At 33.8% G+C, this 20,197-nt stretch carries 19 protein-coding genes; 15 read left to right on the plus strand and 4 right to left on the minus strand.

Going from position 1 to position 20,197, the window contains the following annotated elements; translation table 11 throughout:
- Nucleotides 1–57 precede the first annotated feature (57 nt).
- The 5 genes from QYS48_RS07965 (at nt 58) to gldN (ending at nt 5,642) form a co-directional block, all read left to right on the plus strand.
- Nucleotides 58–1,014 (plus strand): type IX secretion system membrane protein PorP/SprF, encoded by a 957-nt coding sequence (locus QYS48_RS07965; RefSeq protein ID WP_308358294.1) that lies wholly within the window; start codon nt 58–60, stop codon nt 1,012–1,014.
- A gap of 170 nt (nt 1,015–1,184) precedes the next feature.
- Nucleotides 1,185–2,222, plus strand: coding sequence for an SUMF1/EgtB/PvdO family nonheme iron enzyme (locus QYS48_RS07970; protein WP_308358295.1), 1,038 nt, complete (start codon nt 1,185–1,187; stop codon nt 2,220–2,222).
- Nucleotides 2,223–2,279: 57 nt separating this feature from the next.
- Nucleotides 2,280–3,110 carry a gliding motility protein GldL gene (gene gldL, locus QYS48_RS07975; protein ID WP_308358296.1) on the plus strand — a complete coding sequence of 277 codons (831 nt, stop codon included), beginning with the start codon at nt 2,280–2,282 and terminating at the stop codon, nt 3,108–3,110.
- A gap of 34 nt (nt 3,111–3,144) precedes the next feature.
- A complete protein-coding gene (gldM, locus tag QYS48_RS07980) occupies nt 3,145–4,731 on the plus strand; it encodes a gliding motility protein GldM (RefSeq protein ID WP_308358297.1) in 1,587 nt (528 codons plus the stop codon).
- A gap of 20 nt (nt 4,732–4,751) precedes the next feature.
- Nucleotides 4,752–5,642, plus strand: coding sequence for a gliding motility protein GldN (gene gldN, locus QYS48_RS07985; protein WP_308358298.1), 891 nt, complete (start codon nt 4,752–4,754; stop codon nt 5,640–5,642).
- Nucleotides 5,643–5,673: 31 nt separating this feature from the next.
- Here the strand turns inward: gldN and uvrC are convergent, their stop codons facing one another.
- Genes uvrC through QYS48_RS08000 form a run of 3 tightly spaced genes read right to left on the minus strand, consistent with a single transcriptional unit; the run spans nt 5,674 to nt 12,408 of the window.
- On the minus strand, nt 5,674–7,482 hold the full coding sequence (gene uvrC / locus QYS48_RS07990) for an excinuclease ABC subunit UvrC (protein ID WP_308358299.1): 1,809 nt from the start codon (nt 7,480–7,482) through the stop codon (nt 5,674–5,676).
- 11 nt (nt 7,483–7,493) lie between these two features.
- Nucleotides 7,494–9,773, minus strand: a complete 2,280-nt coding sequence (locus QYS48_RS07995) for a transglycosylase domain-containing protein (protein ID WP_308358300.1) — start codon at nt 9,771–9,773, stop codon at nt 7,494–7,496.
- A gap of 37 nt (nt 9,774–9,810) precedes the next feature.
- Nucleotides 9,811–12,408: a tetratricopeptide repeat protein gene (locus QYS48_RS08000; protein WP_308358301.1), complete on the minus strand. Its 2,598-nt coding sequence runs from the start codon at nt 12,406–12,408 to the stop codon at nt 9,811–9,813.
- 116 nt (nt 12,409–12,524) lie between these two features.
- Here QYS48_RS08000 and QYS48_RS08005 point away from each other — a divergent pair, with 116 nt between their 5' ends.
- From QYS48_RS08005 to atpG, 10 genes are all read left to right on the plus strand, one after another.
- A complete protein-coding gene (locus QYS48_RS08005) occupies nt 12,525–13,376 on the plus strand; it encodes a M23 family metallopeptidase (protein WP_308358302.1) in 852 nt (283 codons plus the stop codon).
- A 24-nt stretch (nt 13,377–13,400) separates the two neighbouring features.
- Nucleotides 13,401–13,844 (plus strand): polymer-forming cytoskeletal protein, encoded by a 444-nt coding sequence (locus QYS48_RS08010; RefSeq protein ID WP_302102542.1) that lies wholly within the window; start codon nt 13,401–13,403, stop codon nt 13,842–13,844.
- The gene (locus tag QYS48_RS08015; protein WP_302102541.1) at nt 13,822–14,034 is read left to right on the plus strand and encodes an AtpZ/AtpI family protein; all 213 of its coding nucleotides are present in this window, start codon (nt 13,822–13,824) and stop codon (nt 14,032–14,034) included. The genes QYS48_RS08010 and QYS48_RS08015 overlap by 23 nt, the downstream gene beginning before the upstream one ends.
- A 4-nt stretch (nt 14,035–14,038) precedes the next feature.
- Complete coding sequence (locus QYS48_RS08020; RefSeq protein ID WP_302102540.1) at nt 14,039–14,428, plus strand: DUF6168 family protein; 390 nt, start codon at nt 14,039–14,041, stop codon at nt 14,426–14,428.
- Nucleotides 14,429–14,540: 112 nt separating this feature from the next.
- Nucleotides 14,541–15,608: a F0F1 ATP synthase subunit A gene (atpB, locus tag QYS48_RS08025; RefSeq protein ID WP_308358304.1), complete on the plus strand. Its 1,068-nt coding sequence runs from the start codon at nt 14,541–14,543 to the stop codon at nt 15,606–15,608.
- Between the two features lie 38 nt (nt 15,609–15,646).
- Nucleotides 15,647–15,835 carry an ATP synthase F0 subunit C gene (gene atpE / locus QYS48_RS08030; RefSeq protein WP_085516136.1) on the plus strand — a complete coding sequence of 63 codons (189 nt, stop codon included), beginning with the start codon at nt 15,647–15,649 and terminating at the stop codon, nt 15,833–15,835.
- Nucleotides 15,836–15,920: 85 nt separating this feature from the next.
- Nucleotides 15,921–16,421 carry a F0F1 ATP synthase subunit B gene (locus tag QYS48_RS08035; protein ID WP_302102536.1) on the plus strand — a complete coding sequence of 167 codons (501 nt, stop codon included), beginning with the start codon at nt 15,921–15,923 and terminating at the stop codon, nt 16,419–16,421.
- A 9-nt stretch (nt 16,422–16,430) separates the two neighbouring features.
- Nucleotides 16,431–16,988, plus strand: a complete 558-nt coding sequence (atpH, locus tag QYS48_RS08040) for an ATP synthase F1 subunit delta (RefSeq protein ID WP_302122205.1) — start codon at nt 16,431–16,433, stop codon at nt 16,986–16,988.
- Between the two features lie 28 nt (nt 16,989–17,016).
- Complete coding sequence (gene atpA, locus QYS48_RS08045) at nt 17,017–18,591, plus strand: F0F1 ATP synthase subunit alpha (protein WP_308358306.1); 1,575 nt, start codon at nt 17,017–17,019, stop codon at nt 18,589–18,591.
- An 80-nt stretch (nt 18,592–18,671) separates the two neighbouring features.
- Complete coding sequence (atpG, locus tag QYS48_RS08050; RefSeq protein ID WP_308358307.1) at nt 18,672–19,547, plus strand: ATP synthase F1 subunit gamma; 876 nt, start codon at nt 18,672–18,674, stop codon at nt 19,545–19,547.
- A 54-nt stretch (nt 19,548–19,601) separates the two neighbouring features.
- On the opposite strand, the gene QYS48_RS08055 is transcribed toward atpG, so the two are convergent.
- Nucleotides 19,602–20,072 carry a CBS domain-containing protein gene (locus tag QYS48_RS08055; protein WP_308358308.1) on the minus strand — a complete coding sequence of 157 codons (471 nt, stop codon included), beginning with the start codon at nt 20,070–20,072 and terminating at the stop codon, nt 19,602–19,604.
- Nucleotides 20,073–20,197: the final 125 nt, after the last annotated feature.

Consider the following 20,197-nt stretch of genomic DNA (forward strand, 5'->3'; position numbering starts at 1 on the left):
TAAAGGCTTGAACAAAAGTTATTTTTATTATATTTATCCCTCTAAAGTGTTGAGGATATGAAAAAAATTTCAAAATTATTAGTAATTGCTTTTCTTGCTGTGGGCATTTCAAATGCCTACAGTCAAGATGTGCAGTTCTCTCATTACATGTTTAATAACCTTTTCAATAACCCCGCTTATTCAGGAGTTGAAGGTTATACTAAACTAACAGCCTTGCATCGTACACAATGGGCTGGTTATGCACCCTCTAATGGCCCGACTTCAGGTCTGAACTCGCAATTAATTTCATTAACATCTCCTATTATGCGCTACAATAGCGGATTCGGGTTTTATGTATTAAATGATGATATAGCGAATCAGAATTATATTCAAGTACAAGTTTCAGGAGCCTATCATTTAGGGATAAAAGAATCAAAAATCAGTATAGGATTTAGAGGTGGGGCCATCACTCAAAATATTAATAAAGATGGTTATATCTATATTGATAATGATGATCCAAATATTGACAATGTACAGGCTACTCAAGTACGTCCTGATTTTTCAATGGGTGTAAATTTTCAGCATAAAGATTTTTACATTGGTGCTGCTTTTAATCATTTAATTGAAGCGGAATTTGGTTTCGGTGCAGATGCAATTAGAAATCCATATCCAAAAGACTTTTTAATAACAGGTGGTTATACATTTCCAATTAATTATGACATCAGTTTAACTCCAAGCTTTTTAGTAAGAACTACTGAGTTTACATCTTATACATTTGATGTTTCAGCAGTGGCAACTTATAAAGAAAAAATTTGGGGTGGTTTATCTTTCAGACAACAAGAAGCAGCAATCGCAATGGTGGGTTATAGCTTTTTTAAAGAAAATACTTTAAAATTAGGTTACGCATTTGATTATGTATTGGTAGCTCAAAGTGCAAAAAGTACTACTTCTCATGAAATCATGTTGAGTTATCGATTGCCAGCTATATCTACATCGGGAAAAAAGGTTGTACGAACGCCTAGATTTAGACATTAATCGTAAAATGCTTGCAGAATAAATCTTTTTTCTCAAAATTGTAAAGATATTTCTATAAATTATTTAAAATACAATAAAACCTTACAGTGTGAGGTTATATTGTTTAGGTGTAAAGAATATATTTAATAATTGTCAATATATTAGCGTTTAGTTAGAAACAAATAGGTGTTATGAATAATAAAGGTGTTTTGAAAAATTTAACCCTATCGATTTTGTTTATTGCTACTCTTTTCTTAGAAGGTTGCGGCCTTTTTGGTGGAAGCGGTGGTGATGGCGGTAACTTGGTAGGTGTTCCCGGAAGAGAAGGATGGTATATGGCCACTCCTTATGGTATGAGATCAGTTCCAGCTGGAACTTTTCATATGGGACAAGCTGACGAAGATGTAGCAGCGAGTATGATTAACTTCAACAGACAGGTAACGATTGGTGGGTTTTACATGGATGAAACTGAAATCACTAATAACGAGTACCGTCAATTCATCCAAAGAATGATGGAGGATTCTGCTTCAACATTGGGTCGTGATTTTATTATGACTGAACTTTACCCAGATACTACGGTTTGGATGAAAGACTTCACTAATCATATGGGAGATCCTATGCAAGAGTATTATTATATGCACCCTGCATTTGATGATTATCCTGTAGTTGGGGTTGATTGGGAAGCGGCAAAAGTTTTCGCAGAGTGGAGAACTGATTATTTAAATTCATATAGAGAATCATTAGGAGAATTTCCTATGCCGGCATTCCGATTACCATCAGAGGCTGAATGGGAATATGCTGCTAGAGGCGGAAGAGATATGGCAAAATATCCTTGGGGTAATCCATATATCAGAAACGCTAAAGGTTGTATGTTAGCTAACTTCAAACCAGGTAGAGGTAATTATTACGATGACGGAAATGCATATACTGCTCAAGTAATGTCGTACTTCCCTAATGATTTTGGTTTATTTGATATGTCAGGTAATGTTTCCGAATGGTGTGAAGATGCATTTAATCCTGCATCAGTTCCTTTAGTATGGGATTTGAACCCAACGTTTTTCGATGAGAGTGAACCGAGAAAGGTTATCAGAGGAGGTTCTTGGAAGGATATCGCTTATTACTTAGAAACAGGTACCAGAGCTTACGAACATAAAGACTCAACTAGAGCATACATTGGTTTCAGATGTGCAATGACTTACTTAGGAAGATCATCTGGGGCGGAATTTTAATTGACTTTTTAAAAAAATAAAATCATATTTAGACATTAACCATTAAAAACTACAAACATGAGCAATAAAAAAGGCGGATTTCAGGAGTTACTATTTAAAACCATTATGCCGAAGGTATATGGTATTGGAGCGGCAGTTGTAATTGTTGGTGCATTATTTAAAATTCTTCACTTACCTGGTGCGGGTGCCATGTTAGGTATAGGTTTAAGTGTTGAGGCACTTATATTCTTACTAAGTGCATTTGAGCCTCAGCATAAGGAATTAGATTGGAGTAAAGTTTACCCTGAACTAGCTACAGAGTTTGATGATAATGATGAATATGAAGATTTAGATTCTAGAGGGTCAAAGAAACAAATCGGGAAAAGTTCTGGATCTACTGCTCAGCAACTTGACAAAGTTTTAGAAGAAGGTAAAATTGGTCCTGAGTTGATTAAAAGTTTAGGTGACGGTATGAAAAATATGGCTGAATCAGCTAAACAAATGTCTACCCTAAGTAATGCAGCAGTTGCTACGAACGATTATGCGAATAACGTTAAGCAGGCAAGTAAATCATTGATGGAAATGAACAAATCATATGATAGTACTGCTGCAGCTATGAAGCAAATGGCTTCCGCTACGAATGACTCAAAAGAATATCATTCACAAGTACAAGCGGTTACTAAAAACTTGACAGCTTTAAATCAAGTTTACGAAATGGAATTGCAAGACTCTCAGAATCATGTAAAAGCAATGAATAAATTCTACAAAAATTTATCAACTGCTTTAGATAGCATGACTGAGGCAAGTAAGGATACTGCACAATTCCAGACTGAAGTTAAAAACTTAACAACTAATCTTTCTCAATTGAATAAGGTATATGGCAATATGCTATCTGCTATGAAAGGTTAATTTGTTATTAAAAAAACTTAAAACTTAGAGCTATATGGCTGGAGGAAAAGAAACCCCAAGACAGAAGATGATAGGTATGATGTACCTAGTACTAACGGCCCTTTTGGCACTTAACGTTAGTGTTACAGTACTCGACAAATTCATCGATATTAATAACTCACTAGAAGTATCAGTTGATGCGGCTAGAGAGCAGAATGGTAATACATTGCGTAGAATTGAAAACGCAGTGGAAGAATCTGGTAATCGTCCTGATGATGTGAAAATTTTAGAAACCGCTAAAGCCATCAGAGAGAAAACCAGAGACATGGTTAAAGAATTAGGGACATATAAAGATACCTTTATAGAAATTACTGGAGGTAGAGATGAAACTGGAAACATTGTTGGTAAAACCGACTATGATAAGGTAGGAAACTACATGATGCCTGAAAACCAGAATAATGGAATAAAATTACAGAAATCTTTAAATGCATATGCAACATTTATTGATGAAACTGTTGGCGATTCTGCTGTTTCTTTCGCTCCATTAGCTTTAGATGCCAATGATAATCCGAGATTTAAAGATGATCCAAATCAAAAAGGGAAAGATTGGGCTACATTGGAATTCATGGGTGCTCCTACTCCTGCCGCATTAGCTACAATTTCTGATTATCAAAATAAAGTGATGGCTTATGAAGCAAGAGCTTTAGATTTGTTGGCAAGAAAGGTTGGTGCAGGTGATTTAAAATTTGATTTAATCCAATTAGTTGCATTACCTGAATCAAAGGTTGTTGCAGCCGGTGCAAAATATAAAGCTGATTTAATTGTTGCAGCTTCATCTTCAGCTGAAGACCCAGAAATGACTTTTAATGGAAAAGAAATTGATGTAGTTGGTGGTGCTGGCCAAATAGAATTTACAGCTACTCCTGCAGGTTCTTATGGTGAAGAAGGTACAGCTCGTAAGACTTATGAAGCTACTGCTAAATTGAAAGATAGTGTTTACAGACAAGAAATTGAGTATTTTGTTGCTGAGCCAGTAATTCAAGTTCAATCTGCTGCGTTAAGTCAACTATATTTGAATTGCGGTAACGAATTAAATGTATCAGTGCCTGCTTTAGGTAGTTCTTATAATCCTTCTTTTTCAGTATCTGGTGGATCATCAATACAAGGTAAAGAAAGAGGATTAGTAACGATTATTCCTAATGCTCCTAAAGTTACTTTAGGTGTAAGTTCAAATGGTAACAAAATAGGAAATAAAGTATTCAGCGTAAGAAGAATTCCTAAGCCAGATGTTCAAGTATATAATGGTTCAAAACCAGTTAACTTAAAACAAGGTGAAAAAGCTACTGCAATGAGAGTTTTAAGAGTACAGGCCATTCCTGATGAAAACTTTAAGGCTCAGTTACCAAAGGATGCTCAATATAGAGTTACAAGATGGACGATCACTTTAGCTAGAGGTCCAAGACCAGTGGGTCAGCCGATCAAAGCTACTAGTGAAACTGTAAACATTAGTCAATTAATGAGTAATGCGCGTCCGGGTGATAGATTGGTTGTTCAAGTGGACCAAGTATTAAGAAGAAATTTTAGAGGAAATACTGAGGAAGTTAATCTTGGAGAACAAGTATTCCCGATATCTCTAAATTAATAGTGTTAAAGAATATAGGTATGAAAAAGTTTGTGTTATTATGTTTGGTTCTTGGCTTGATGGTTTATGTAAAACCAGTAAAAGCGCAAGAATCTGAAAACAATGGTTATAATCCTAATTCTGTGTACCCCGTGCATGAAGATGATATCATGTATAAAAAGAGAGTATGGAGAAGAATGGATTTAAGAGAAAAGCAGAATAAGCCTTTCTTTGCAAAAGGTAATGAAATAACTAAGCATATTGTAAATGCTGCCAAGGCAGGTATTCTCCCAATTTACAAAGGTGATTCTATGGTTAATAGAATGACAAAAGAAGAATTCCTTGAGAAATTAGAAGATCCATCTCTTGCTAATATGGATATGGGCGGAGGCGGTGATGCTTGGGGAGATTCCGGTGGAGGTGATTCATGGGGTAGTGATGATGGATGGGGCGATAGCTCAGGAGATGATAGTTCAGAAACAGAAGAAGAATCTTCAGCTAGTGAAATCAGTACCGAATTTAGAATTACTCAGTTATCTACTTTAGAATTAGTGGAAGACATGATCTTTGATAGAAAAAGATCAGTAACTCATTGGGATATTCAAGCAATTAAAATCATAATTCCAGCACAGAATTTTACCTCTGGTGTGGAAAGATTAGTTGGAGTTTTTAAATACAAAGACTTGATTGACTTGTTTAGAAGTAATCCAGAACAAATGATTTGGTTCAACCCTCAAAATAGCGCTGAGCATAAAAATTTAGCTGACGCCTTTGCTTTAAGATTATTCTCTGCTAGAATTGTTAAGGTTGCAAATCCTGATGATAATATGATTGTTGATGTTTATAATGAATCTCCAAAAGAGGGTATTATGGCATCTCAATGGTTAGAATATGAATTAATGGAAAAAGAACACGAATTGTGGTCTTATTAATCCAAATGCAATAAATTGAAAAGGAAGGCTTTTAGTCTTCCTTTTTTTGTTTAAAGGCTTTTATAATTATTTCTGCTTTAGAAGTACCCACCACATTTCTAAGGTTTTCAAATGAAGCTTCCCTGATTTTTTTGGGGGATTTAAAATGAGTCAATAGTTGATCAATTGTTTTATCTCCTATTCCATTGATACCTTCTAGATCAATCTTAAAAGAATTTTTGCTTCTAATTTGTCTGTGAAACGTAATGGCAAATCTGTGCGCTTCATCTCTAAGTCTTTGTAATAACTTTAGTGATTCACTTTTTTTACTGATATGGACAGGATAGGGATCCTCAGGAAAATAAATTTCTTCTAATCTTTTAGCTATCCCTATTATTGGAATTTTTCCATAAAGATTGAGCTTTTTCAGTGCTTTGACTGCTGAACTCAATTGTCCTTTTCCACCATCAATTACTATTAAATTAGGCATTTCCTGCTTTTCGTCTTTCAATCTTTTATACCTTCTACCTACAATTTCAGTCATGGAAGCAAAGTCATCAGGCCCAACCACAGTTTTGACATGATAATGTCTGTACTCACTCTTCTTAGGCCGACCATTTTTAAAATGAACCATGGAAGCAGTCGGATTAGTACCTTGCATATTGGAGTTATCAAAACATTCTATCTTGATAGGTAATTCTTTTAGTCTTAAATCATTTTGTAACTGTTTTAAGACTCTCAACTCCTTTATTTTTGATGATTCATTCTGATTTAGTTTTTCTTTCTTAAAGAATAAAGAATTTTTTAAACTTAACTCCACTAATTTCTTTTTATCACCAATTTGTGGTTTTATAAAGTGAAATTTTTCTGGAAGGTTTTCAATATCTATGTTGGTTAATACTTCTTCAGTACCACTCTCATATAGTTTCCTAAGATCAATTAATGCCAACAATAATAATTCCTGTTCGGATTCATCTAGCTTCTTTTTTAGCTGAATGGTTTTGGTTACCGTAATGCTTCCATTTTTAACCCTTAGGTAATTAACAAAAGCACTTTTCTCTTCAGAAATAATAGTGCAAACATCAATATCGGTTATTTTAGGATTTACAACTAATGATTTGCTGTGGAACTTCTCTAATAACTCTAATTTTTCTTTATATTTTTGAGCATTTTCATAATCTAACTCCTCCGCAGCTTGTTGCATATTTAGTTTAAAGTGTTGCTTAGGAACATTTAAATTTCCTTTTAAAATCTCTGCAGCTTGATTTATATCTTTTTGGTAATTATCATGCTGTTGTATTCCCTCGCAGGGCCCTTTACAATTACCTATATGGTATTCTAAACAAACTTTAAATTTACCTGCTTTAATATTTTGATCTGAAAGATTGAGTTTGCATGTCCGTATCGTATAAAGCTTCCTTATTAATTCAAGAACATTATTCATAGCTCGAACACTTGCATATGGCCCAAAATAAGTGCCATTTCTTGCAATACGTTTTCTGGTTGAAATTATCCTTGGGAATGGCTCATTAGTTATGCATAAATAAGGAAAAGATTTATCATCCTTTAATAGAATGTTATACTTTGGCTGAAGCTCTTTTATTAATGAGTTTTCTAATAAAAGAGCATCAAATTCAGAATTTACAATAGCTATTTCAATTTTATCTATTTCCCCAACTAATCGAATTGTTTTTCTATTGTGATTGGAGGATTTATTGAAATAGCTGCTAACACGATTTTTTAAGTTTTTTGCCTTTCCTACATAAATAATATCTCCGTTATTATTATGGAATTTATAAACTCCAGGCTGTTTTGGTAAATCGGATATATCCTTTGGATCTAAAAAAACTGCATCATACATAGTCCAGCTATTTACTGTATGGCATCAACATCAAGTTTTTGAATTTGTTCAGTTGAATCAGTTACATTATTTTGCTGCATATCATACTGTTCACAATCAATTTCTATTGAAAGATTTGAAGGTTTCTTGAATGGGCCTTTAGATACTGCTAATTCTTCATCTGCATAAACTTTCTTCATGAATTTCTCCCATATAGGCATTGCCATTCTTGCTCCTTGTCCTAAGGCAATATTTCTAAAGTGAATACTTCTGTCATCTCCGCCAACCCATGCTCCAGCAGCTAAATCTTTAGTAACGCCAACAAACCACCCATCTGAGTAATTCTGGGTGGTACCCGTTTTTGCACCAATTTCATTATCTGTTCTTAGCTCTCTATCTAAACCAATTGCAGTTCCTATTGGTAGCTCTGTTGTACCTTTCAACATATGAAGCATCACATAAGCAGTTTCAGCACTTAGAGCTTCACCAGTTTTCGGTACAAACTGTTTTAATACTTTTCCGTTCTTATCTTCAATCCTATCTATATAGAATGGCATAGTATAGAATCCTTCATTTACGAAAGTACTGTAAGCGCCAATGAGTTCGTAAATAGAAACATCGGAGGTTCCTAAGCAGAGTGAAGGTACTGCAGCTAAAGGACTTTCAACTCCTAATCTTTTCGCATAATCCACTACGGTTTGTGGTCCAATTTTTTTCATAACATAAGCGGTACCAGAATTTAAAGACTGAGCCATAGCTTCTCTTAATGTCCAGGTTTCACCTGTATATTTTCCATTTGAGTTTACAGGCGTCCAGGTTGGAGGATCTCCTGGTACTTCAAAAGTTACAGGAACATCTTCTACCTGATAGCATGGAGAATATCCATTATCTATAGCAGCGGCATATACCAAAGGTTTAAAGGTGGAGCCTGGTTGCCTTCTACCTTGTTTCACATGGTCATATTTGAAATATTTGTAATTTATTCCGCCAACCCAAGCTTTGATATGTCCATTGTTAGGATTCATTGCCATAAATCCTGCATGCAGGAATTTTTTGAAATAGCGGATTGAATCCATAGTGCTAAGGACAGTATCTTTTTCACCATCCCAGCTAAATACTTTCATTTTTTTAGGTTCATTCAGTTTTTTGAAAATCTCTTCTTCATCATCTCCCAGCTTTTTCTCCCAATATTTATATGCCTTTGTTCTTCTAGCCTGATTTTCAATAAAATCTTTAATTACTCTCCCGGATTCGTCCCTCCAGGGAGCTTTTCCTTCCCAGTGTTCGTCAAATATTTCTTGCTGAAATTTCATATGCTCCTCTACGGCTTCTTCAGCATATTTTTGCATTCTACTGTCGATGGTAGTATAAATTCTTAGACCGTCTTCATATAAATCGTAACCATTAGCTCTAGTCCAAGCTAATAAATCCCACAAAATAACACCTCTGAAATAAGTGGCTAAACCATCATTATGATTTTCAACATCATAATCTAGCTCAATCGGTTTAGACGAAATTGAATCATATGCTACATCATCTATATAGCCATATTTTCTCATTTGGTTTAATACTACATTTCTTCTTTCAAATGCATTTTCAGGTTCATAAACTGGGCTGAATAAATTCGGGTTTTTACATAATCCAACTAATACAGCAGCTTCTGCAATTTTTAATTGATCAGGAGTAGTATTGAAAAATGTTTTCGAAGCAGTTTTGATTCCGAATGCATTACTACCAAATTCAAAGGTGTTTAGATACATGGCAATGATTTCCTTTTTAGTATAGGAACGTTCCAATTTCACAGCCACAATCCATTCCTTCATCTTGGCAATTACCAATCCTAAAACGGGAACATCATTTAAACTACCGTTTGACAAATCACTTCTAGTTCGGAATAATATTTTAGCTAATTGCTGCGTAATCGTACTACCACCACCAGAACTTTTGTCAAACATTAAAATTGATTTAAAGAATACACGGCCTAAGCCATATAAATCAATTCCGGAATGCTCAGTAAAACGGATATCTTCCGTTGCAATAAGTGCATTTACAACATTAGGTGATAATTCGTCAAAAGTAATCTGGCTTCGGTTGTATCTGTAATATTTCCCCATTTCTTTATTATCAGCAAAGTATAGAACTGATGATAAATCACTTTTAGGGTTTTCTAATGATTTTAGTCCAGGTAATTCACCATACCAACCATTTAAATTTATACTAATACTATAGATGAATAAAGAAAAACTAATAATAGCCAGGGCGAATAAAGACCATAATGCAATTATTATTTTAGATATCTTAGATTTTTTCATATTCTCGAATTGCTTCAGTTGAAGATCAATACTTCAATTAGGGAGTTATTTGATAATTATTATTAAAGAATTCATCATAACTATCTACCATTTTTGCTTGGTAGTAAATCTGAAAATTGTCTTTTGAAATTATAAAATTACTAAAATTTAAACTATTGAAATTTTTTAAGGGCGATAAATCGCTATTAAATTTTTTATAAAAAGCTTCAGCACTTTCTTTTCCTTCAAATTCACTTAATAAAACCATTGAATAGTCGTCATTGAAAATTAAATTTCCAGCATTTAAGTTCTCATTAGGGAAGAATTTTTCAGCAAAGGATTCAATTTCAGAAGGTAATATCCCCGATAAAGCTTTATTCTTTTCATAAACCACAACGAAATAGTGGGTTTGCTCAAAATAGGGGATGTATTTAATTTGCTCTTTTTGTAATTGCTTCTGATCTAATTCATCTATTGCAGCTAATAAGGTTTTAGCAAAACTGTATAATTCACTTTCAGGATAATCTTCCATAAATTTTTGAAGATTAAAACGGTAGGTGTTTTTTCCGTTTTGAACTCCAGAGATTAATGTTTTTAATAATACTAAGTTATCCTCATAATCATTTTCGGGATAATCATTTAAGCCATTATTGATTATGGTTAATGCGGAATCATAATATTGCTCCTGATATACTCGATAGGCATCTTCATAAATTAGTTTAACTTTTGCACTAGCAACATTACTTTCTTCTTGATAGTTAGGATTTTCAATTAGCTTTCCGAAAATAGTATCCGGAAATCTGTTTAATAATTCTTGTGAGAATTGTTTAGCCTTTTCAGGATTTCTCTCTTCATAATAGATATATAATAGATATAGTATTTCTGCCCTATATTCGGTATCAGGATATTTTTCTAATAATTTTTCATAAGTAGCAATAGCGTCTTCTTTTTCTTGAAGATCAAAATTGTAAATGTTCCCTAGTTTGTAATAAGCTAGCTCCATTTCTTCATGCATTTTTCTTTGGCTTGCCGTGTCGAATGGGATTGAATTGAAGAATTCATTCCTTTCTTGTGCAATTAAATCTTCCTCTGAAATTTTCGGTTGTTCTACACTTTCATTAGATGCAGTTGCTTCCGTTGTTGCTGATGACTCCTCTTCAAAAACTGTATTTCTTTTGGTTCTCCAATTATCTTGCAAAGAGCGGACTCCCCAAATCCTTTTAAATGTATTTCTACCTTGTGCAACGGTTGCAGGGTCATAAAAATAAAATCCACCTCCAGGGGCTGAATTATTTTGGATGGTTGGGCTATCATTAAATGCATTATTGCTCGTATAGCTCGCTTGATTTCTTTTGGCTCTTCTTTCCTTTTTCTCCTGCTCTTTCTCATTTTGAATTCTTTCCTTTCTTTTTGAAAGGAATAAATTATTTAATGCTAAACTGTCCATTTGAGCAAGATTTAATAATGAGTCATTCTCATTAATAGTATTGATTTGTTTTATAAATTCTGAAAGTACAGCATGCCTAGTTTCAACTTGGGGATAGATTGGTTCATCTTTAGGCATAATGCTAAATGCGCTATCATAGTAAGCTTTGGCTAATGGATACTCTTTTAATCGATCAAAATATACTTTTCCTAATTTGTGATAGGAAAACGATTTTTGTCTTGGATTGTCAACACTGGATTTTATTGATGACTTATAAAATGGGATAGCTTCTTTTATATTTCCTTGTTTTAATTCAAATTCAGCCATCTCATAATATATTTTGTCACGGAACTCCACGTTTTTCCCGTCCTTCAATAGCTGTTCGAAATATTTCCTAATTCTTTTTACATCTTCGCCTTTAGTTAATTCGGTAACTTGAGCCATATTAAGTCGAGCATAAAATGATAATTCATAAGGTGGTCGGTTTTCTAACACCTGAGAATAATTATCATAAGCTACTGCATCAAGCTTAGATTTTTGAAAAAGCTGTCCTAAAATAAAATGCATTTTTGCCTTTTTAGGCCCTTTAGGCATTACTTTTATAGCGGCACTTAAGTATTGGATTACATTATTTGGATTATTAGTTATTTGATAATAATAAGCGGCATTTAAATAAAGATACCTTTGGTTGGATTTAGATAGTTTCTGCCTATTTAAATAATCAATTACTGCTAAAGCATTATTGAGTTCGCCATATTCTGTAAATGTTCTTATTAAATGAGTGAGAGCATAATATCGGGTTTGCTCATCTTCACTATTCACATTTACATATTTCAGAGTTTCAATTGATTCCTCATATTCTTGATTTAGCATTCTGGCAATTCCTACCAATATGTAGCTATCATCTACCCATTTACTAACTTCATGTCGTTGTATAGCAATGGATGCTTTTTTTATAATATCTTCAATTTTCTCCGTATTTGAATTAACAATGTTAGTGTCAATTGGAGCTTTTACTTTTAAAACTCTATTGAAATTGTTCTTGTGAGCTTCTTTAATTTCAAGTAATACCTCATCTAATTTTTCGTTAGCAATAAAATAGGCATTATACTTAGCGGTAATATTATGATAACTATAGCCAATCACACCAGAATTTTCTGGGGAGCAGCTTACAATAATCAAGAATAGCCCGAATAATATTAAGCGATATTTTTTTATTTTAATCAGCACAGTAATTTTGAAACGACTAAATTAAGCGATTCATATAAGAAAACTGTTGTGAGTCGTTGATAATATGTATTTTTGCATAAAATATTAAAATAACAAATTTGCGAATAAGAAAAACAATGTCCAATTGGCTTACCACAAGATATCAAATGGTGGTAAGAAACGAAGAAAACTTAGCTGAAGTATCTTCACTTAACTTTACTTATGCAAAAGTTGCTGTAGTAGGACTATTAACTTTCGTTTTGATATTCATTGGTGCATTATATCTATCCCAATCATTATTAGCACAATGGTTTGATCCACGGCATACCACAATGGAGTATAATCAAAAGTTATTGTCGCTGACTATGGAAATGGATTCATTGAAATCAAGGCTGCAGGCACAAGATCAATTTATAGGTAATCTTCAAACCATATTAAAGGGTGATGTGCCAGATGGAGAAACTTATCGGAGACCAAGCCAGGTCAACACCGAGGAATTGAACAGAGATATGAATCCTCAAAAGATGAATGCAGGGGATTCAATTATTAGGCAGGAGTTTGAAGAGCAAGACTTTAGCTTAACTAGTTATTCTAGCAATAACTATTCAGAAGAATTAAAGGATATATTCTTTTTTCCTCCTTTGCAAGGTATTGTTAGTTCTCCATATGATATGAGTATTGATCATTATGGAATAGATATAGTAGCAAAATCTAACGAGCCAGTAAAATCTATTGCAGATGGTACCGTTATATTATCATCATGGACTCAAGACGGAGGGTATGTTATAGCAATTCAACATAGAGCGAATTTAATATCAGTTGTAAGGCATAATTCTGCTATATTAAAAAAAGTTGGTAATTTTGTAAATGCAGGGGAGGTTATTTCAATTATAGGTAATTCTGGAGAGTTAACTACAGGCCCGCATGTTCATTTAGAAATATGGTATAATGGTAACCCGGTTGATCCGGAAGAATTTATTACCTTTTAAAATAATTAAGAAAAGAATACAGAAATGTTTAATAACAAGCAAGAAAAAATACAGATGGCACAGGATATCACAAGTTCTAGCAATACTATTGGTAAAGGAACTACTATAAATGGAGATTTAGAGACATTTGGTAATATCAGAATAGATGGGAAAGTGATTGGTAATATTAAAACCAAGTCAAAATTGGTTTTAGGTGGCACCTCTCATATAGAAGGAAATGTATTGGCTCAAAATGCAGAAATAGAAGGTGAAGTTAAAGGAGTAGTTGAAATAACTGAATTACTTGTATTAAAACCATCAGCTGTTGTTCACGGTGACATTATTACAAATAAGCTAATTGTTGAATCAGGTGCTACATTCAATGGCGAATGTAAAATGGGTGTTTCTAACAAGTCTATTAAAATAGGTGATGAAAAAGGAAACAAATCACAATCAAACCCAAAAATTGAAGAAGCAAAAGCAGTATAATAATTATCTTAAATTTTCTGGTTTAGCCATTCAAATGGCTGTAACCATTTACCTAGGCAACTTGCTAGGTGAATATGTAGATGAAGTTGCCGAAAGTGGGTCTGACATTTATACCAAAGTCATAACGCTTTTGGCAGTTTTCTTATCCATATTTGTTGTGATAAGAGAAGTTATAAAATCCCAAGAATAGATTCATGCTTAAAAGATTAATGATTTTTACACTATTAACATTAGTGTTAGCAGTAGTAATTCTATTTGCCCAAAACTGGTATTTATCAAACCAAAATGAAGTATTGTCTTATTCTTTAGAGGCAATGTATATTTTTCACTTCATATCATTTATTGTAATAGCTAGTTCAGTTGGATTATTAAGCAAAAAACTTCCTGATCAAGTAGGATACTTCTATTTAGCAAGTGTATTTATTAAAATTGGATTATTTGTTCTGATTTTTAAGAATACTTTGTTTTCAGAAGAAGAATTGAATTTTCCTGAAAGAATTTCCATTATCATCCCTTTCTTCATGTTTTTAGTTATGGAAGCTATTTATAGCGGAAGGCTTATGAATACCAATGACAAAGCATGAATTTTCAAGTGGTAAAAAACTTAATAAAAAAATTATGTTTATTAAGAAAATGATTACCTTTGCCCCCAAATTAAGGCTATCGTAGAAAAGTAGAATGATCAATCCAACTATAATGAGAAAAACATTGTTGTTCGCACTTTTAGTATCGCTATTTAACGTGAATACGTTATTTGCGGTTTCAGGAGGTTCGGAAGAAGGTGGGCAAATAGACACCCAAGAGGAGATAAAAGATTATATTGAGCATCACTTACAAGATTCTCATGATTTTACTTTGTGGACCAACGGTAAAACAGGAACCCATATTGGTTTTCATTTACCAGTTATCTTATGGTCTGATGGTCTTCATGTTTTCTCTTCTTCAAAGTTTGATCATGGACATGAGGTAGCTGAATCAAACGGAAAGTATTTTGCACTCTATCACAGTAAAGTTTATGAAACTAATGCAGAGGGTGAAATTAATTTAGATGAAGAAGGTCACGCTACAAATTCAAAACCTTTAGATTTTTCAATCACGAAAAATGTGGTAGGGATGCTTTTAGCTTCATTGTTAATATTTTTAGGTTTTAACAGTTTAGCAAGGGGTTATCACAAAAGAGCAATTCCGAAAGGCGTTGGTCGAATTCTTGAACCATTAGTGATTTATGTGCGCGATGAGATCGCAAGACCAAACATTGGTCCTAAATACGAGAAGTTTATTCCTTATTTACTTACAGTATTTTTCTACATATGGATATTGAATCTATTAGGTTTAACGCCTTTAGGGTTCAATGTAACGGGTAATATTGCCATTACAGTTGGTTTAGCACTCATTACATTCGTTGTTACACAGTTTAGTGGGAATAAAAATTATTGGAAGCATATTTTCTGGATGCCAGGTGTGCCTGTAGTCATGAAAATTATCTTGATGCCAATTGAGGTATTAGGAATGTTTACAAAGCCATTTGCCTTGTTGATACGTTTATTTGCAAACATAACAGCTGGTCACGTAGTAGTAATGAGTTTAATAGCTTTAATTATTACAATGCGCGCTCAATTTGGTATAGTAGCTTCTTCAAGTATTTCATTTGGCTTAGCGTTTTTTATTACCCTAATAGAATTATTAGTAGCTTTTCTTCAAGCGTATATCTTCACAATGTTATCAGCATTATTTATAGGTATGGCAGTAGAGGAGCATCATTAAAAGAGTATTTTTGTTTAATTTAATATAAATCAACTATCATGTACAATTTAATTGGAGCAGGATTAATCGTAATTGGTGCTGGTATCGGTCTAGGACAGATTGGTGGAAAAGCAATGGAAGGTATTGCTAGACAACCAGAAGCTTCTGGTAAAATCCAGACAGCCATGATTATTATCGGAGCATTATTAGAAGGTTTAGCATTCGGTGCTTTAATCTTAGCTGGATAATTAATCCTGAAAATGAAACAACGCTATTTGTATGCGCTAGGCTGCAAATAGCGTTTTTAAAAATTTAAATTAATCAAAGAAAAAAATGGAACAATTAATAAATGACTTTTCTCCGGGCTTGTTTTTCATGCAGCTCATCATTTTTGGTGTTCTCTTGTTATTGTTAACAAAGTTTGCTTGGAAACCCATTCTAAATTCTTTGAAAGCAAGAGAAGGTAGTATTGCAGATGCATTGCAAGCTGCTGAAAATGCTAAAGAAGAAATGGCGAAATTACAGGCTGATAACCAAAAGTTATTGCAAGAAGCTAGAATGGAGAGAGATAAATTGCTTAAAGAAGCAACAGATATTGCTAATAAGATTAAAGAAGAAGCGAAATCTGATGCGGCTAAGCAAGCTGATAAAATGATAGCTGATGCTAAAAACTCTATTGAAGTAGAGAAAAATGCAGCATTGAAAGAAGTAACTACTAAAGTTGCTGAGCTTTCATTAGAAATAGCTGAAAAAGTTATCCGCAAAAACTTATCTGACGATAAAGCTCAAAAAGCTTTAGCTGAAGATTTTATGAAAGAATTGAAACTCAATTAATCTGATCCAATGTCAGAATATAGAATTGCATCCCGATATGCCCAGTCTTTGTTAGACCTTTCTGTTGAGAAGGGAACATTAGAAGATGCAAAGGCAGATATGGAATTACTTTCGAAAGTCTGTACTGAAAATAGAGACTTTGTATTGATGTTGAATAATCCTATTTTGGAGAGCCTAAGAAAGGCTGCCATAGTAAAGAAAGTATTCAGCGGCAAAGTTCAGGATATGACATCCAAATTTTTTGAAATTGTTTCAAGAAAGAATAGAGACAAATATTTACCTGAGATTGCGAAAGTTTTCAAGCAGCTTTACAATGAACATAAGGGAATTATTACTGCTGAAGTAAGCACAACATTTCCATTAGATGATGCTCTTCGTTCAGAAGTTGTAAAAATAGTTACAGAGATTTCTGGCAAAGAAGTTGAATTAAACGAAACAGTAGATGAATCTTTGATTGGTGGATTTTTGATTCGCGTAGGCGATAGACAAATAGATGAAACTATTCAAAGTAAATTAAATGATTTGAGAAGGGAATTAACTCAAAATCAATATATCAAAAAGATTTAAAAATTAATTAACCTATAATATAAGAATAATGGCAGAGGTTAGACCAGACGAGGTTTCAGCAATATTAAGAGAGCAACTTTCAGGCTTCAAAACAGAAGCAGAATTAGAAGAAGTTGGTACCGTCCTTCAAGTAGGTGATGGTGTTGCACGTATTTACGGCTTAACTCAAGCTCAATCAGGTGAGTTATTAGAGTTTGAAAATGGCTTACAAGCTTTAGTACTTAACTTAGAAGAAGATAATGTAGGTGCTGTACTTTTAGGAAGCTCTCAAGGTATTAAAGAAGGAGATGCTGTTAAAAGAACTGGTAAAATTGCATCGATTAAAGTTGGTGATGGAATCGCAGGTAGAGTTGTAAACACTTTAGGTCAACCAATTGATGGTAAAGGACCGATTGAAGGTGAACTTTACGATATGCCTTTAGAGCGTAAAGCGCCTGGTGTAATTTTCCGTGAGCCAGTAACTGAACCATTACAAACAGGTATTAAGTCAATTGATGCAATGATTCCTGTTGGAAGAGGTCAGCGTGAGTTAATCATTGGTGACCGTCAAACTGGTAAAACAGCTGTTGCGATTGATACCATCATTAACCAAAAAGAATTTTATGATGCTGGTGAGCCAGTTTACTGTATTTATGTAGCGATTGGTCAAAAGGCTTCAACTGTTGCTCAAATTGTATCAGAATTAGAAAAAGCTGGTGCAATGGCTTATACTACTATTGTTTCAGCTTCTGCAGCTGATCCTGCTCCATTACAATTCTTTGCTCCATTTGCTGGTGCTGCAATTGGCGAATACTTCAGAGATACGGGTCGTCCAGGTTTAATTGTTTATGATGATTTATCAAAACAAGCCGTAGCATACCGTGAAGTTTCATTATTATTAAGAAGACCTCCAGGACGTGAAGCATACCCTGGTGATGTATTCTATCTTCACTCAAGATTATTAGAAAGAGCTGCTAAGGTTATTAATGATGATGACATTGCTAAAGATATGAACGACTTACCTCCTTCTTTAAAAGGTAAAGTTAAAGGGGGGGGTTCATTAACCGCACTTCCAATTATTGAGACTCAAGCGGGAGATGTTTCTGCTTATATTCCAACAAACGTAATTTCAATTACTGACGGTCAGATATTCTTAGAAACAAACCTCTTTAACTCAGGTATTAGACCTGCTATTAACGTAGGTATCTCGGTTTCTCGTGTGGGTGGTAATGCACAGATTAAGTCAATGAAGAAGGTTTCAGGTACTTTGAAATTAGATCAAGCCCAGTTCCGTGAACTAGAAGCTTTTGCTAAATTCGGATCTGACTTAGATGCTACAACAAAAAGAGTTATTGAGAGAGGTAGAAGAAACCAAGAGATTCTTAAACAAGGACAATATTCTCCAGTTGCTGTTGAGCAGCAGGTAGCTATTATTATTGCCTCTACAAAAGGATTCTTAGATAAGGTGCCAGTTGATAAAGTTCGTGCTTTCGAGAAGGAATTTGCGATGATGATGGAAAACAAAGAGAAAGAAACATTAGACGCTTTCAAAGCTGGTAAAATTAATGACGATTTAATTGCAGTGGTTAAGAAAGTAGCTGACGATTTATCGTCTAAATATTAATTATTTAGGAGCTCAAAAGAGCTCCTTTAAAAGTTTAAGATAAATTTTCCTTGTAAAGGTAAAAATAGATATAAGGCTGTATGGCAAATCTAAAGGAAGTAAAAAATAGGATTACATCTGTTGTTTCAACTCAACAAATTACCAAAGCCATGAAAATGGTGGCGGCCGCTAAGTTGAAGCGAGCTCAGGACAGAATCACCATGATGCGTCCTTATTCTCAGAAGTTATCTACTATATTACAAAATGTTAGTGGTAGCGGTGAGATGAATAATCCTTATGCTAAGGAAAGACCAGTAAATAATATCCTTTTGATATTAGTAACCTCTGATAAAGGACTATGCGGAGCTTTTAACTCTACTGTAACGCGTAAAGTAAAAAGCTTGATGGAAGGTGAGTATAAGTCATATGCTGAAAGTGGTAATCTTCATTTTATGACTATTGGTAAAAAAGCTTCTGATTATTTGAAAAGAAATAAGCTTTCTTATAACGATCAGTATATTAATTTATTCAATAACTTAACTTTTGAAGCGACTAGCGAAGCAGCTCAATTCATTATGGATGAGTTTGAAAAAGGAACTTACGATAAAGTAGAAATCATCTACAATGAGTTCAAAAATGCTGCTACACAAATCTTAAATAAAGAGCAATTCTTACCGATAGCTAAATCAAGTGATGAGGAAAGTAGATCAGATTATGATTATACATATGAGCCATCTAGAGATTATATCGAGAATGAATTAATTCCTACTTCTTTAAAAACTCAATTGTTCAAAGCTTTATTAGACTCTAATGCATCTGAGCATGGAGCTCGAATGACTGCGATGGATAAAGCAACTGATAATGCTGGTGAGTTATTAAAAGAATTAAGATTAACTTATAACAGAACAAGACAAGCTGCTATTACTACTGAGATTCTTGAGATTACAGCAGGTGCTGAAGCTTTAGCAGCAGAATAAAATAAGTCGGTACATTATGATATAGGAAAGCCGAAATTATTAGTTTCGGCTTTTTTAATGTTTCCAATTTACTTCGGAGGTATCTCTTACCGCTCTCATGATATCTCTTTGACTGATTTGACCTACTAGTTTACCTTCTTTTAATACTGGGAATCTTCTAAAGCGCATTCTTAAAAACATATCAGCAGCTTCAAATATATTCACATCAGCATCGATATGGACTATATTAGTAGCCATATAATCTTTTACAAGACCGGGTAATCTAGGTGAATTGTTATATTTTCCCTTTACCACTTCTCTTAAGCAATCCCCTTCTGATATAATCCCAACCAAATTATCCTCTTCATCAATTACTGGTCCACCAGATATCTTCTTTTTAAGGAGTGTATCCATCGCTTCGTAGACAGTTTGATGCTCGTGAAACTTAATTAATTGAGTAGCCATATAATCTTTTACAGAAAGACTATGTGATTCCTCTGGTGCTGCCTCTTTCTTTATAAAGGCACCTTTATAACTTTTTACCATACGTGAAAATAGTTTAGTGTAGTATAATATAGTGGAAATTATACTTAATTACAACTGTAATTGATTTAAACACAGTAGTTTACTTTCAATGCAGTAAAGAAATTCTTGCCTTGATATTAAGATCA

It is taken from the genome of Marivirga arenosa, assembly GCF_030503895.2.
Taxonomy (GTDB): domain Bacteria; phylum Bacteroidota; class Bacteroidia; order Cytophagales; family Cyclobacteriaceae; genus Marivirga; species Marivirga arenosa.